We start from the raw sequence: 14,726 nt of genomic DNA, 5'->3' as shown, positions 1-14,726 counted from the left end.
ACACTATGGCACGCGTAACTGTTCAGGACGCTGTAGAAAAAATTGGTAACCGTTTTGACCTGGTGCTGGTCGCAGCTCGTCGCGCTCGTCAGATCCAGGTGGGTGGCAAAGATCCGCTGGTTCCGGAAGAAAACGATAAGTACACCGTTATCGCTCTGCGCGAGATCGAAGAAGGTCTGATCAACGGCCAGATTCTGGATACCCGTGAACGCCAGGAACAGCAGGAACAGGAAGCAGCGGAAATTCAGGCAGTTACTGCTATCGCTGAAGGTCGTCGTTAATTCGAATTCGGTCGCGAGTCGCCCTTGTATCTGTTTGAAAGCCTCAATCTGCTGATTCAGCGTTATCTGCCGGAAGACCAGATAAAGCGTCTCAAGCAGGCTTATCTTGTTGCACGTGATGCTCACGAGGGTCAGACACGCTCCAGCGGTGAGCCTTATATCACCCATCCCGTAGCGGTGGCCTGCATTCTGGCCGAAATGCGTCTCGACTACGAAACGCTGATGGCCGCCCTGCTGCATGATGTCATCGAAGATACGCCCGCCACCTATCAGGATATGGAACAGCTGTTCGGTAAAAGCGTAGCCGAACTGGTGGAAGGCGTATCCAAGCTGGATAAGCTGAAATTCCGCGACAAGAAAGAGGCGCAGGCGGAAAACTTCCGCAAAATGATCATGGCGATGGTGCAGGACATCCGCGTCATTCTGATCAAACTGGCCGACCGCACCCACAACATGCGTACACTGGGATCGCTGCGTCCGGACAAACGTCGGCGCATCGCTCGTGAAACGCTGGAAATCTACAGCCCGCTCGCGCATCGTCTCGGTATTCATCATCTGAAAACCGAACTGGAAGAGCTGGGGTTTGAAGCGCTCTACCCCAACCGCTACCGCGTCATCAAAGAGGTGGTAAAAGCCGCCCGCGGTAACCGCAAAGAGATGATTCAGAAGATCCTTTCCGAGATTGAAGGGCGTCTGAAGGAAGCGGGCATCAGCTGTCGCGTCAGCGGTCGCGAAAAGCATCTGTACTCTATTTACTGCAAGATGCACCTGAAAGAGCAGCGCTTTCACTCGATCATGGATATCTATGCCTTTCGGGTGATCGTCCGGGAAGTGGATACCTGTTATCGCGTGTTGGGTCAGGTGCACAGCCTGTACAAGCCGCGCCCCGGTCGGGTGAAAGACTACATCGCTATTCCCAAGGCCAACGGCTATCAGTCGCTCCATACTTCCCTTATCGGGCCGCATGGCGTGCCGGTTGAAGTCCAGATCCGCACCGAGGATATGGACCAGATGGCGGAAATGGGGGTCGCTGCACACTGGGCTTACAAAGAAGGCGAAAGCAGCAGTACTACGGCGCAGGTACGTGCCCAGCGTTGGATGCAAAGCCTGCTGGAACTGCAACAGAGTGCCGGTAGCTCGTTCGAATTCATCGAAAGCGTCAAATCCGATCTGTTTCCGGACGAAATTTACGTCTTCACGCCGGAAGGCCGCATCGTCGAACTGCCCGCCGGCGCAACGCCGGTGGACTTCGCCTATGCGGTACACACCGACATCGGCCATGCCTGCGTGGGTGCCCGCGTCGATCGTCAGCCGTACCCACTGTCTCAGGCGTTATCCAGTGGGCAGACGATAGAAATCATCACCGCGCCGGGTGCCCGCCCGAACGCCGCCTGGCTCAACTTTGTGGTCAGTTCCAAAGCCCGCGCCAAAATCCGTCAGATGCTAAAAAACCTCAAACGTGACGATTCCGTCAGTCTGGGGCGTCGTCTGATTAATCACGCACTGGGCAGCGGCCGTAAACTGTCCGACATTCCGGAGCAGAATATTCAGCGGGAGCTGGAGCGCATGAAGCTCGCCTCGCTGGACGACCTGCTGGCGGAAATCGGTCTGGGCAACGCCATGAGCGTGGTAGTGGCGCGTAATCTGCTGGAAGAACATACCGAAAACGGTGCCGCCGGTATCCGCAAACTCCCTATCAAGGGCGCTGATGGTGTGCTGATCACTTTCGCCAAGTGCTGCCGCCCGATTCCCGGTGACCCGATCATCGCTCACGTCAGCCCCGGTAAAGGGCTGGTGATTCACCACGAGTCCTGCCGCAACATCCGTGGCTACCAGAAAGAGCCAGAGAAATTCATGGCGGTAGAGTGGGATGAGGTGACCGAGCAGGAGTTCATGACGGAAATCAAGGTCGACATGTTCAACCATCAGGGGGCGCTAGCCAACCTGACAGCGGCGATAAGCTCGTCAAACTCCAATATTCAAAGTATCAATACTGAAGAACGGGATGGCCGGGTATACAGCGCCTTTATCCGCCTTACGACGCGCGACCGTATTCATCTTGCAAATATTATGCGCAAGATCCGCGTGATGCCGGACGTGATTAAAGTCAACCGTAACCGAAATTAGCCTGTTATGACCCCAGAACGTTATACACGCATCTGTGAAATGCTTAATAACCGTCAGCCCGACCTGACCCTGTGCATGGAGCAGGTGCACAAACCTCACAACGTATCCGCCGTTATTCGTACCGCCGATGCAGTGGGTGTACATCAGGTGCACGCTGTGTGGCCCACTAACCGCATGAGAACGTTGGTATCTACCGCGGCGGGTAGCAATAGTTGGGTGCAGGTCAAAACCCACCGGACTATTCAAGATGCGGTCAGCCATCTGAAAACGCAGGGGATGCAAATTCTGGCGACCAATCTATCCGCCAGCGCGGTCGACTTCCGCGAAGTGGATTACACACGTCCTACCTGCATCCTGCTCGGGCAGGAAAAAACCGGCATCTCCCCCGATGCGCTAGCGCTCGCTGATCAGGACATCATCATTCCGATGATCGGTATGGTGCAATCCCTGAATGTCTCGGTGGCATCCGCCTTGATTCTGTATGAAGCGCAGCGTCAACGTCAGTTGGCCGGTATGTACCAGCGCGAACACAGTCCGCTGGATGAGGAAGAACAGCAGCGACTGCTGTTTGAAGGCGGCTACCCGGTACTGGCCCGCGTCGCCAGACGCAAAGGGTTGTCGCGCCCGTTCATCGACAACACCGGCCAGGTGATTGCCGACGCGCCCTGGTGGGCAGCGATGCAATCCACGGAGCAATAATGGACAGCCGCCTGCTGCATACCCAGCCGTTGAGCACCCTTGCCGGCGTCGGGGCCAGCCAGGCGGAAAAACTGGCCCGCCTCGGTCTGGAAACCGTGCAGGATTTGCTGTTGCACCTGCCGCTGCGTTACGAAGACCGCACCCACCTTTATCTGATTAACGATTTGCTGCCAGGCATGTACGCCACCGTAGAAGGCGAAGTCTTGCGCAGCGATATCAGCTTCGGTCGCCGCCGGATGTTGACCTGCCAGATCAGCGACGGTAGCGGTATGCTGACACTGCGCTTCTTTAACTTTAATGCGGCCATGAAAAACAGCCTGTCGCCGGGCCAACGTGTACTGGCGTATGGTGAAGTAAAACGCGGTAAGCTGGGCGGTGAAATGATCCATCCGGAATACCGGGTGCAAGGTGAAAGCACCACCGTTGAACTGCAAGAAACACTGACACCGGTATACCCCACCACCGAAGGCATACGGCAGGCGACGCTGCGCAAACTGACCGATCAGGCGCTGGAGCTGCTGAATACCCACCCGATTGACGAACTGCTGCCTCAGGAGATGCGCCACGGGTTAATCAGCCTGCCGGATGCATTGCGCACCTTGCACCGCCCACCGCCAGATGTACAGCTGGCCGAACTGGAGCAAGGCAAACATCCGGCTCAGCAACGGCTGGTCATGGAGGAACTGCTGGCGCACCACCTGAGCATGTTGGCGGTGCGAGCTGGTGCGCAACGTCATCATGCACTGGCGCTTGCCTCCAAAGATAACCTGAAACAGCAGTTGCTGGCCGCGCTGCCGTTCAGCCCCACCGGTGCGCAGCAGCGCGTGGTGGCGGAAATCGAACAGGATATGAACAAGCCTTTCCCGATGATGCGTCTGGTGCAGGGCGATGTGGGTTCTGGCAAAACGCTGGTGGCGGCGCTGACAGCGCTGCGAGCCATCGCTCACGGCAAACAGGTGGCGCTGATGGCACCGACAGAATTGCTGGCTGAACAGCACGCCGCCAACTTCCGCCGCTGGTTTGAACCGCTGGGTATCGAAGTCGGCTGGCTGGCGGGCAAACAAAAAGGCAAGGCGCGGCAGGCCCAGCAAGAGGCTATCGCCAGCGGTCTGGTATCCATGGTGATTGGCACTCATGCCATTTTTCAACAACAGGTACAATTCAACGGCCTGGCACTGGTGATCATTGATGAGCAACATCGCTTCGGTGTGCATCAGCGACTGGCGCTATGGGAAAAAGGTGAAGAGCAGGGATTCCATCCCCACCAGTTGATCATGACCGCCACACCGATTCCCCGCACGCTGGCGATGACAGCCTATGCCGATCTGGATACCTCGGTAATCGATGAACTGCCGCCGGGCCGCACACCGGTTACCACCGTCGCCATTCCGGATACCCGGCGTGATGACATCATCCAGCGGGTGCGTAACGCCTGCCTGCAAGAGGGACGCCAGGCGTACTGGGTCTGCACCCTGATCGAAGAGTCCGAGCTGCTGGAAGCGCAAGCGGCCGAAGCCACCTGTCAGGAATTAAAAGCAGCGTTGCCCGACCTGACTATCGGGTTGGTGCACGGCCGGATGAAAGCACAGGAAAAGCAGGCCGTCATGGAGGCGTTCAAAACCAACCAACTGCATCTGCTGGTCGCCACCACGGTGATTGAAGTCGGGGTAGATGTACCGAATGCCAGCCTGATGATCATCGAAAACCCGGAGCGACTCGGTCTGGCACAGTTGCACCAGTTGCGCGGTCGCGTCGGCCGCGGTGCGGTCGCCTCCCACTGTGTACTGCTGTACAAAACGCCATTGAGTAAAACGGCTCAGATACGGTTACAGGTCTTGCGTGACAGCAATGACGGCTTCGTGATCGCCCAGCGTGATCTGGAAATTCGCGGGCCGGGCGAACTGCTGGGAACCCGTCAGACCGGCAACGCCGCCTTCAGGGTAGCGGATTTATTGCGGGATCAGGCATTGATTCCGCAAGTTCAGCGGGTATCTCGTCATATTCATGAACACTATCCGGAACACGCCAGAGCGTTGATCGACCGCTGGCTGCCGGAACGCACCCGTTATACCAACGCCTGAGGACGACTCCAGCATCGTGGTTCCCGCCGCCTCGTTTCGGGCTTGCATTTATCCCCATAGTTAACAAGGTATTATGGCCCGTCGTATTCCGGCGATAAGAAAACCGCATTCCGCAATCGATTGCTTTTACAGAGAAGATGATTAAAATGCGCTTTTGCCGTTCAGGAGCGCCGCCCTATCATGAGTCTTTCCACCACTGAGCTACCTCAGGCCGATGCCGCCACCCCGGCGAACAGTGAGCTGATTTACCGTCTGGAGGACCGGCCTCCTTTACCGCAAACCCTGTTTGCCGCCTGCCAGCACCTGTTAGCGATGTTTGTCGCGGTGATTACCCCGGCGCTGCTAATCTGTCAGGCGCTGGGCTTACCCGCGCAGGATACCCAGCACATCATCAGCATGTCGCTGTTCGCTTCCGGCCTGGCTTCTATTCTGCAAATCAAGACCTGGGGGCCGGTGGGTTCCGGATTACTGTCCATTCAGGGCACCAGCTTTAACTTCGTTACCCCGTTAATCATGGGCGGTATGGCGCTGAAAAACGGTGGGGCAGATGTGCCGACAATGATGGCGGCGCTATTTGGCACCCTGATGGTCGCTTCCTGCACGGAAATCCTGCTGTCGCGCGTGCTGCATCTGGCTCGTCGCATCATCACACCGTTGGTTTCCGGCATCGTCGTCATGATCATCGGCCTGTCGCTGATTCAGGTCGGCCTGACCTCGATCGGCGGCGGTTTTGCCGCTATGAGCAACCACACCTTTGGTGCGCCGAAGAACCTGCTGCTGGCAGCCGTCGTGCTGGTGGTGATCATTCTGCTCAATCGTCAGCGCAACCCTTACCTGCGCGTAGCATCGCTGGTAATCGCGATGGCCGTTGGTTATCTGGCAGCCTGGCTGATGGGTATGCTGCCGGAGAGCGCTGGTGCGCCCACCCAGTCGCTGATTAACGTGCCGACGCCGTTGTACTACGGTCTTGGCTTTGACTGGAATCTGCTAATCCCACTGATGCTGGTGTTCATGGTGACCTCACTGGAAACCATCGGCGACATCACCGCTACCTCCGATGTGTCTGAACAGCCGGTCAGCGGCCCACTGTACATGAAACGTCTGAAAGGCGGCGTGCTGGCTAATGGCCTGAATTCCTGTCTGTCCGCGGTGTTCAATACCTTCCCCAACTCCTGCTTTGGTCAGAACAACGGCGTGATTCAGCTGACCGGTGTCGCCAGCCGCTATGTCGGTTTCGTGGTAGCGCTGATGCTGATTGTGCTGGGCTTGTTCCCGGCGGTGAGCGGTTTTGTACAGCACATCCCTGAACCGGTGCTGGGCGGTGCGACCATCGTGATGTTCGGCACCATCGCTGCATCCGGGGTGCGTATTGTGTCCCGCGAGCCGCTTAATCGCCGCGCCATCATGATCATCGCGCTGTCGCTGGCCGTCGGTCTGGGCGTTTCCCAGCAGCCGCTGATTTTGCAATTCGCGCCGGAATGGCTGAAAACGCTGCTGTCGTCAGGCATTGCTGCGGGCGGTATCACAGCAATCGTGTTGAATCTGGTCTTTCCTCACGAAAAAGAGTAAGCCGCGCTTCCAGAAATTTTTCGTCTTACGTGATAATAAGGGCCGATGGCGGTATACCCTAAATAATTCGAGTTTCAGGCAGGTGGCAAGGGAAGGAGTCCCGATGAGCTTACTCAGGTAAGTGATTCGGGTGACTGAGCGCAGCCAACGCACCTGCAACTTGAAGTATAACGGGTATAACATCGGCCCTTATTTATTGTCTGTAATAAGTTACCTGTTGAGATGGCTGGATAATTACGGCATAACACGATCATCCCTTGCGAATGGCGCGGACTTAAGCAATGAAATTTATTGGGAAACTTCTTCTCACACTGCTGTTATTGGCGCTACTGGCTGTGGTGGTGCTGTATGTACTGGCTCAGACGGAATGGGGTGCCAGACATATCAGTCAGTGGGTTAATCAACGTACCGAATACCAGGTGTCATTCAGAAAGATGGCGCATGACTGGTCCTCCCCTGGACGCATTCAATTGCTGGACGTTCGTTTCGGCCATAAAAACCAACCGGTTACCCTGGTCGCACAAAGCGTATCGGTGGGATTCAGTGTGCGTCAGATTACCAATCCGCGTCATTTTTCCAGCCTGATGCTGGAGGGCGGCACGCTCAACATGGGCCAGACCGGTTTTACACTGCCGATTGAAGCCGATGTTCTGCAACTGAAAGCCATGGCGTTACATGCACAAGATGGCGACTGGCGCTTACGAGGCGAGCAGGTGACCGGCGGTATTACCCCGTGGCAGCCGGAACCCGGCTATTTGCTGGGTAAGAAGGCCGCATTCCAGCTCAGCGTGCATTCTCTACTCCTCAACGACCTGCCTGCCAGCAAGGTTCTGGTGCAAGGGCAGTTTAACGACCAGCAACTGACGCTGGAAAACTTCGGTGCCGATGTGGCACGAGGCGAACTGACAGGCAATGCTTCCCGTGCGGAGGATGGCAGCTGGCTCGTTAAGAACCTGCGGTTGAGCAATGTCCGGTTGCAAACCCAGCAGTCGATGGCGGATTTTTGGCAACCGATAACCCGCCTGCCAGCGGTAACCGTCAATCGCTTTGACCTGATCGATGCTCGTATCGAAGGGCAAAACTGGGCATTCACCGATCTGGACGTCACCCTGCAAAACGTGACTTTTCGACAGAATGACTGGCAAAGCGACGATGGCTCGCTGTCATTCAATGCCACCGATATCGTCAATGGCAACATGCATCTGGTCGACCCGATCGTCAGTCTGGATTTGTCAAAGCAGGGCGTGAACATCAAACAGTTCTCGACCCGTTGGGAAGGTGGACTGCTACGCACCAACGGCAACTGGCTACGCAGCAATCAGCGGCTGACGCTGGATGAGTTAGTGGTGGCCGGTATGGAATATACGCTGCCGACGGACTGGCGTCAGCGCTGGCAGCAAACGTTACCCAACTGGCTGGCGGAAGTGGAGGTTCGAAAATTCAGCGCCAACCACAACCTGCTGATCGATATCAATCCGGCGTTTCCCTTCCAGCTTACCGCGCTGGATGGCTTCGGCAACAATCTGTTACTCGCGCGCAACCACCAGTGGGGCGTATGGCAAGGTTCGTTAAACCTGAACGCCAGTGACGCTACCTTCAATAAGGTGGATGTTCGCCGTCCGTCGCTGGCGTTGAACGCCAATGACAACCAAATCACACTGACGGACCTGAGCGCCTTTACCCAAAGTGGTTTGCTGGAAGCCAAAGCGGTGATTGCGCAACAGCCAGCCCGAACTTTTACACTGGATCTGACTGGCAAAGCCGTAGCGTTTGATGCTTTGACCCGCTGGGGTTGGCCCGCCCCGGCCACTACGCCCACAGGCAACACTAACTTGCAGTTACACCTGAACGGCCGACTGGACGCAGCAAGCCCACTGAAACCTACCCTCAGCGGTACGTTGCAAGGCATTGACAGCGCCGGGCACACCATCAGCCAGGCAATGCATCAGGGAACGGTAGCAGACAGTGCCCCCGTCATGTCGACGCCACCGGCTGCACCCGAGCCAGCCACACAGCCTTAAACACAGAATAAACGACATAAAACAAACAGCCACCGTTATGGTGGCTGTTGTATATCTAATGCATGGGCTAGCGAATAGCTGAGCCACCCTGCTCCAGTAATTCATCTGGATCCGGCGGCAGTACAATGTAAACGCCCTCAAATACCGCGCCTTTTTTATCGTTGCCAAACAGTTCCACCTGCAACTGCACCCGCGCTTTGCGCCCGCGGGCCAGCCGGTCCAGATCACCGCTCAGCGACCCCAGGTCCGCCACCGCACTGGGGCGACCGGTCACCGGTGTGCTGTAGCGAATATGCGCATCAGCCAGAATTATCGTGCCACCCAGTTGCCGCTCTCGCAGCAGTAGCCAGATCAACCCCCACCCGGTAAGCGTCGCTAGCGAAAACATACTACCGGCGAACAGCGTATGGTGCGGGTTCTGATTTCCCGCTTCCGGCATGGTGGTAATAAATTTTTGTCCGGTGTACTGACTGATGCGCACACCCATTTTTTCGCTGAGAGGAATATGGTTGTACCACGCCTGCTGTAACTGACCACACCAGTCCGGGCGATGCAGAATGTCATCCAGCGTCGCCACTGGTTTAATCATCAAAAAGTGGCGTACCGGCGTGGTCATCGGTGTGGTGATTTCCCCCTGATTGACAAAGCCAAGGCGGGAGAAGAACGCCATCGCATCCTCGCGAGCACTGCACACCACCCGTTTCACGCCTTCCTGGCGCGCCACCGACTCCAGCGCCATCGCCATTAGCGTTCCCAGGCCTTTACGCTGTGTATCAGGATGCACCGCCAAAAATCGGATCGACGCTTCATTCTCGGCATTAATAGAGAGGCGCCCCACCGCGACCAGCTTGCCGTGCCCGTCAACAATGGTTTGATGATGCGCCAGCGCATCATAGGCATCCCGTTCGGAACCAAGCGGCTGATGCAGTGGTTTACGCAACATTTCCCAGCGGAACTGGTAATAGGCATCCAGCTCTTCGGCGCTTTCAGGCACTCTCAGGTAATACATAACCGCCCCTCTCACGCATTATTAATGCAAGCTAGACCTGCAACCAGAACGTTACAGGCCCATCATTTACCAGAGATACTTTCATGTCAGCAGCAAAACGACCGGTTTCCGTCGTTAACCCGTGCTCCTGGCACTGGCCGACAAAATACTGATACAACCGATCCGCTTCGGCAGGTGCCGCGCCGCGGGAAAAACTGGGGCGCATACCCTTTTGTGTATCTGCCGCCAGCGTAAACTGCGACACCACCAGCAGACTACCGCCGACTTGCTGAACGTTCAGATTCATCTTGCCGTTGTCATCGCTGAAAATCCGATAGCCGATCACCTTTTCACACAAACGAACCGCTTTCTGTTCGTCATCACCTTGCTCAACGCCCAGCAATACCAGCAATCCGTGATCAATTTCCCCGATTACCGAACCCTCTACCGCCACACTTGCGCTGGATACCCGCTGAATTAATGCGATCATAACAACCTTACGACTCCTGCTTAAAAACCTGGCTGGCAAAAAAATCCGGCACGACCTGCCGATCGCTAACCAAAATCGAGCGGATACCTAATGCGTTCGCCGCGTCCACATTGGCAGCATTGTCGTCAAAAAAGAGTGCGTCATGGGCATCAACGCCTTCTTCACGCAGAACATGCTGGTAAATTGTCGTCTCCGGTTTACGCTGGCCGATATCCTGGGACAGATAAAGCCGGTCTACAGCTTGCTGAACTTCCGGATATTCGTCCGGCCAGAATTGACAGTGCAAGCGATTGGTATTGGAGAGTATTACCACGCGATGCCCTTCCTGCCGCAAACGATGCATGATATCGATCACATCTTTGCGTACACCAATGAAAATGGCCTGCCAACCGGTCGAGAACTGTTCAAAACTGAGCGTCATACCCAGCTCATGGCTCAAACGCGACGCAAACTCCTCGTCGCTGATTTCACCGCGTTCATGCTGTTCAAAGGTATGCCCCATAACAAAGCGCTCACGCAGAGTCGCCAGCGGTGCGCCGCTCAGCGTGCTCCATACCCCTAAAACACGATTGAAATCAATATCTATAACCACATTACCCAAATCAAAAATGTACAGCATGTGTCCTCCAGATTGGCCTGCAAGGTTTTCACTGTAGCGAGAAAAATTCGTACTGAACAGGGAGGATAAGCCGGATCATAATAAGGTCAAAAATGGTGCAGATGCGGTCCAGACCGGATACCAGACGCGCAGAAAAAAATAAAGGCCCCAAAATGGGGCCTTATCGCAAGGCAACTCAATTTATTTGAGTATAAATCACTCAAAAACAGTGAATTACTCTTCTTTTGCGCTGCGGCTGGCGCGACGACGATCGTTTTCCGTCAGGTGACGTTTACGCAGACGGATAGAGGTCGGCGTCACTTCAACCAGTTCATCGTCATCGATGAACTCCAGTGCCTGCTCCAGTGACATTTTCACCGCTGGCACCAGCACGGTCGCTTCGTCAGTACCGGAAGCACGCATGTTGGTCAGCTTCTTACCGGTCAGGCAGTTAACCGTCAGGTCGTTGGAACGGGTATGAATACCGATGATCTGGCCTTCATACACTTCAGCACCGTGGCCCAGGAACAGCTTACCGCGGTCCTGCAAGCTGAACAGAGCATAGGCAACCGCTTTACCCTGACCGTTGGAGATCAGTACGCCGTTCTGACGCTGACCGATTTCACCCGGACGGATGTCATCGTAGTGACTGAAGGTGGAGTACAGCAGACCGGTCCCGGAGGTCATGGTCATGAATTCGGTACGGAAGCCGATCAGACCACGGCTTGGGATCACGTAATCCAGACGCACGCGACCTTTGCCGTCCGGAATCATGTCACGCATTTCGCCTTTGCGCAGACCCAACGCTTCCATCACCGAGCCTTGATGTTGCTCTTCGATATCCACGGTCACCTGCTCGAACGGCTCCTGACGACGACCATCAATGGTACGGAAGATAACTTTCGGGCGAGATACCGCCAGTTCGAAACCTTCACGACGCATGTTCTCGATCAGTACAGACAGGTGCAATTCACCACGGCCGGATACACGGAACGCGTCCGGGTCTTCCGTTTCTTCCACACGCAGCGCCACGTTGTGCACCAGTTCTTTGCGCAGGCGGTCCAGAATCTGACGAGACGTGACGTATTTGCCTTCCTTGCCGCAGAACGGCGAGGTGTTAACGCAGAAATACATGGTAACGGTCGGTTCATCCACCGACAGTGCCGGTAACGCTTCCACACAAGATGTTTCGCAGATAGTGTCGGAAATGTTCAGCTCGCCCAGACCGGTGATGGCGATGATGTCGCCAGCTTCAGCCAGTGAGCTTTCGATACGCTGCAGACCCAGATGGCCCAGCACCTGGTTAACTTTACCGTTACGTACCTTACCTTCGCTGTCGATGATGCTGACCTGTTGGTTCGGTTTCACCACGCCGCGTTTAATGCGGCCAATGCCGATAACGCCAACATAGTTGTTGTAATCCAGCTGGGAGATCTGCATCTGGAACGGGCCGTTAAGGTCAACGTTCGGCGCTTCAACGTGCTTCACGATGGCTTCGAACAGCGGCGTCATGTCTTCCGCCATGTCGTTATGATCCAGACCGGCGATACCGTTCAGTGCGGACGCATAAACGATCGGGAAGTCCAGTTGCTCATCGGTGGCACCCAGGTTCACAAACAGGTCGAAAACCTGATCGACAACCCAGTCAGGACGCGCGCCGGGGCGGTCAACCTTATTAATGACAACGATCGGCTTCAGGCCATAGGCAAAAGCTTTCTGGGTCACGAAACGCGTCTGCGGCATCGGGCCGTCCATCGCGTCGACCAGCAGCAGTACAGAGTCCACCATGGACATCACTCGCTCTACCTCGCCGCCGAAGTCGGCGTGTCCTGGGGTATCCACGATGTTGATGCGGTAGTCGTTCCAGTTGATGGCGGTGTTTTTGGCGAGGATGGTAATTCCGCGCTCTTTTTCCAAATCATTGGAGTCCATAACACGTTCGGTGGCTTCGTTACGCTCACCCAACGTACCGGACTGTTGCAGCAGCTTGTCAACCAGGGTTGTTTTTCCATGGTCAACGTGCGCAATAATAGCGATGTTACGCAAATTTTCGATCACAGCTTTGCCTCAGGCATTTTAGAAATAGCGCGCTATTGTACACGTATTAATCGAGCGACTGAACAAGATCACAATCATCTTCCACAAACAACCTGCGAATTACGGGTCTGTGATCCCTTTCACGGTGCAATAAAGCAGCACTCCTTAAACGAGAGAGCACCAATTGAGTGCAATCACACCAAAATGGTGCACCACATTAGTGCGTTTAACTATCTTGGTGCAGTGGAGAAGGACACAAAAAACCAGCAGGAATGCCTGTTAGAACCATTCATAAAAGTTGGCACAGTTTTAGCTATAACCTTTGTACGGTAACAACATCATTCCACAACGATATTCGTTCCACGACGATAAATGACACAATCGGGAGAACCAAGTATGTCAGTAGAACACGTTTTGACGATGCTGAATGAACATGAGGTGAAGTTTGTTGACCTTCGCTTCACGGACACCAAAGGTAAAGAGCAGCACGTCACTATTCCGGCCCACCAGGTTAATGCTGACTTCTTCGAAGACGGCAAAATGTTTGATGGTTCCTCGATTGGCGGCTGGAAAGGTATCAACGAATCCGACATGGTGTTAATGCCGGACGCGACTACTGCGGTTCTGGATCCGTTCTTCGAAGAATCGACCCTGATCATCCGTTGTGACATCCTGGAACCGGGCACCATGCAGGGCTACGACCGCGACCCGCGTTCCATCGCCAAGCGCGCAGAAGACTTCCTGCGTTCTTCTGGCATCGCCGACACCGTACTGTTCGGGCCTGAGCCAGAATTCTTCCTGTTCGACGACGTTCGTTTTGGCAGCAACATCTCCGGTTCTCATGTTGCTATCGACGACATCGAAGGTGCCTGGAACTCCAGCACCAAATACGAAGGCGGCAACAAAGGCCACCGTCCGGCAGTAAAAGGCGGTTACTTCCCGGTTCCGCCGGTAGACTCTGCGCAGGATCTGCGTTCCGCCATGTGTCTGACCATGGAGCAGATGGGCCTGGTAGTTGAAGCTCACCACCACGAAGTGGCAACCGCCGGTCAGAACGAAGTGGCTACCCGCTTCAACACCATGACCAAGAAAGCCGACGAAATCCAGATCTACAAATATGTCGTGCACAACGTGGCGCACGCCTTCGGCAAAACCGCAACCTTCATGCCGAAACCGATGTTCGGTGATAACGGTTCCGGTATGCACTGCCACATGTCTCTGGCTAAAGACGGTGCCAACCTGTTCTCCGGCGACAAATACGGCGGCCTGTCTGAAACCGCGCTGTACTACATCGGCGGTGTGATCAAGCACGCTAAAGCTATCAACGCGCTGTCCAACCCGACCACCAACTCCTACAAACGTCTGGTTCCGGGTTACGAAGCACCGGTCATGCTGGCTTACTCTGCCCGTAACCGTTCTGCCTCTATCCGTATTCCGGTGGTATCCAGCCCGAAAGCACGCCGTATCGAAGTGCGCTTCCCGGACCCGGCTGCTAACCCGTACCTGTGCTTCGCTGCACTGCTGATGGCTGGCCTCGATGGCATCATCAACAAGATCCACCCAGGCGATGCGATGGACAAGAACCTGTACGATTTGCCGCCAGAAGAAGCGAAAGAGATCCCGACCGTAGCAGGCTCTCTGGAAGAAGCGCTGAACGCCCTGAATGCAGACCGCGAATTCCTGACCCGCGGCGGCGTATTCACCGACGACGCGATCGATGCTTACATCGAACTGCGTATCGCTGAAAACGACCGTGTTCGCATGACGCCGCACCCGGTTGAGTTCGAACTGTACTACAGCGTGTAATCCCTGCGCTTGGACGGCAGGACCAAGAA

11 protein-coding genes are annotated in these 14,726 nt (G+C 55.4%); 7 read left to right on the top strand and 4 right to left on the bottom strand.

Translation table 11 applies throughout. The features are described from left to right. The first annotated feature begins 5 nt into the window (after window positions 1–5). The 6 genes from rpoZ (at window position 6) to OB87_RS07915 (ending at window position 8,778) form a co-directional block, all read left to right on the top strand. Window positions 6–281, top strand: coding sequence for a DNA-directed RNA polymerase subunit omega (gene rpoZ / locus OB87_RS07940; RefSeq protein ID WP_012886708.1), 276 nt, complete (start codon window positions 6–8; stop codon window positions 279–281). A gap of 24 nt (window positions 282–305) precedes the next feature. Continuing rightward, window positions 306–2,408 (top strand): bifunctional GTP diphosphokinase/guanosine-3',5'-bis pyrophosphate 3'-pyrophosphohydrolase, encoded by a 2,103-nt coding sequence (spoT, locus tag OB87_RS07935; RefSeq protein WP_033568910.1) that lies wholly within the window; start codon window positions 306–308, stop codon window positions 2,406–2,408. Window positions 2,409–2,414: 6 nt separating this feature from the next. After that, window positions 2,415–3,107: a tRNA (guanosine(18)-2'-O)-methyltransferase TrmH gene (gene trmH, locus OB87_RS07930; protein WP_033568909.1), complete on the top strand. Its 693-nt coding sequence runs from the start codon at window positions 2,415–2,417 to the stop codon at window positions 3,105–3,107. Further along, the gene (gene recG / locus OB87_RS07925) at window positions 3,107–5,188 is read left to right on the top strand and encodes an ATP-dependent DNA helicase RecG (protein WP_033568908.1); all 2,082 of its coding nucleotides are present in this window, start codon (window positions 3,107–3,109) and stop codon (window positions 5,186–5,188) included. Before trmH ends, recG begins: the two co-directional genes overlap by 1 nt. 180 nt (window positions 5,189–5,368) lie before the next feature. Beyond that, complete coding sequence (locus OB87_RS07920) at window positions 5,369–6,757, top strand: nucleobase:cation symporter-2 family protein (protein ID WP_033568907.1); 1,389 nt, start codon at window positions 5,369–5,371, stop codon at window positions 6,755–6,757. A gap of 281 nt (window positions 6,758–7,038) precedes the next feature. After that, window positions 7,039–8,778 (top strand): AsmA family protein, encoded by a 1,740-nt coding sequence (locus OB87_RS07915; protein ID WP_033568906.1) that lies wholly within the window; start codon window positions 7,039–7,041, stop codon window positions 8,776–8,778. Between the two features lie 67 nt (window positions 8,779–8,845). Here OB87_RS07915 and fabY read toward each other — a convergent pair whose 3' ends face one another. The 4 genes from fabY to typA all read right to left on the bottom strand — a co-directional run bounded on the left by fabY (window position 8,846) and on the right by typA (window position 12,912). Further along, on the bottom strand, window positions 8,846–9,787 hold the full coding sequence (gene fabY, locus OB87_RS07910; protein WP_033568905.1) for a fatty acid biosynthesis protein FabY: 942 nt from the start codon (window positions 9,785–9,787) through the stop codon (window positions 8,846–8,848). A 31-nt stretch (window positions 9,788–9,818) separates the two neighbouring features. Continuing rightward, window positions 9,819–10,256: a D-aminoacyl-tRNA deacylase gene (gene dtd, locus OB87_RS07905; RefSeq protein WP_033568904.1), complete on the bottom strand. Its 438-nt coding sequence runs from the start codon at window positions 10,254–10,256 to the stop codon at window positions 9,819–9,821. A gap of 7 nt (window positions 10,257–10,263) precedes the next feature. Then, window positions 10,264–10,875: a glucose-1-phosphatase gene (gene yihX / locus OB87_RS07900; protein ID WP_033568903.1), complete on the bottom strand. Its 612-nt coding sequence runs from the start codon at window positions 10,873–10,875 to the stop codon at window positions 10,264–10,266. Between the two features lie 213 nt (window positions 10,876–11,088). Continuing rightward, window positions 11,089–12,912, bottom strand: coding sequence for a ribosome-dependent GTPase TypA (typA, locus tag OB87_RS07895; protein WP_033568902.1), 1,824 nt, complete (start codon window positions 12,910–12,912; stop codon window positions 11,089–11,091). A 375-nt stretch (window positions 12,913–13,287) separates the two neighbouring features. On the opposite strand from typA, the gene glnA reads away from it, so the two are divergent. Continuing rightward, window positions 13,288–14,697, top strand: coding sequence for a glutamate--ammonia ligase (gene glnA, locus OB87_RS07890; protein WP_033568901.1), 1,410 nt, complete (start codon window positions 13,288–13,290; stop codon window positions 14,695–14,697). The last annotated feature ends 29 nt before the right edge of the window (window positions 14,698–14,726 follow it).

The organism is Dickeya undicola, from assembly GCF_000784735.1.
In the GTDB taxonomy this organism is placed as follows: domain Bacteria; phylum Pseudomonadota; class Gammaproteobacteria; order Enterobacterales; family Enterobacteriaceae; genus Dickeya; species Dickeya undicola.
This window is presented reverse-complemented; position numbering and strand designations above follow the sequence as displayed.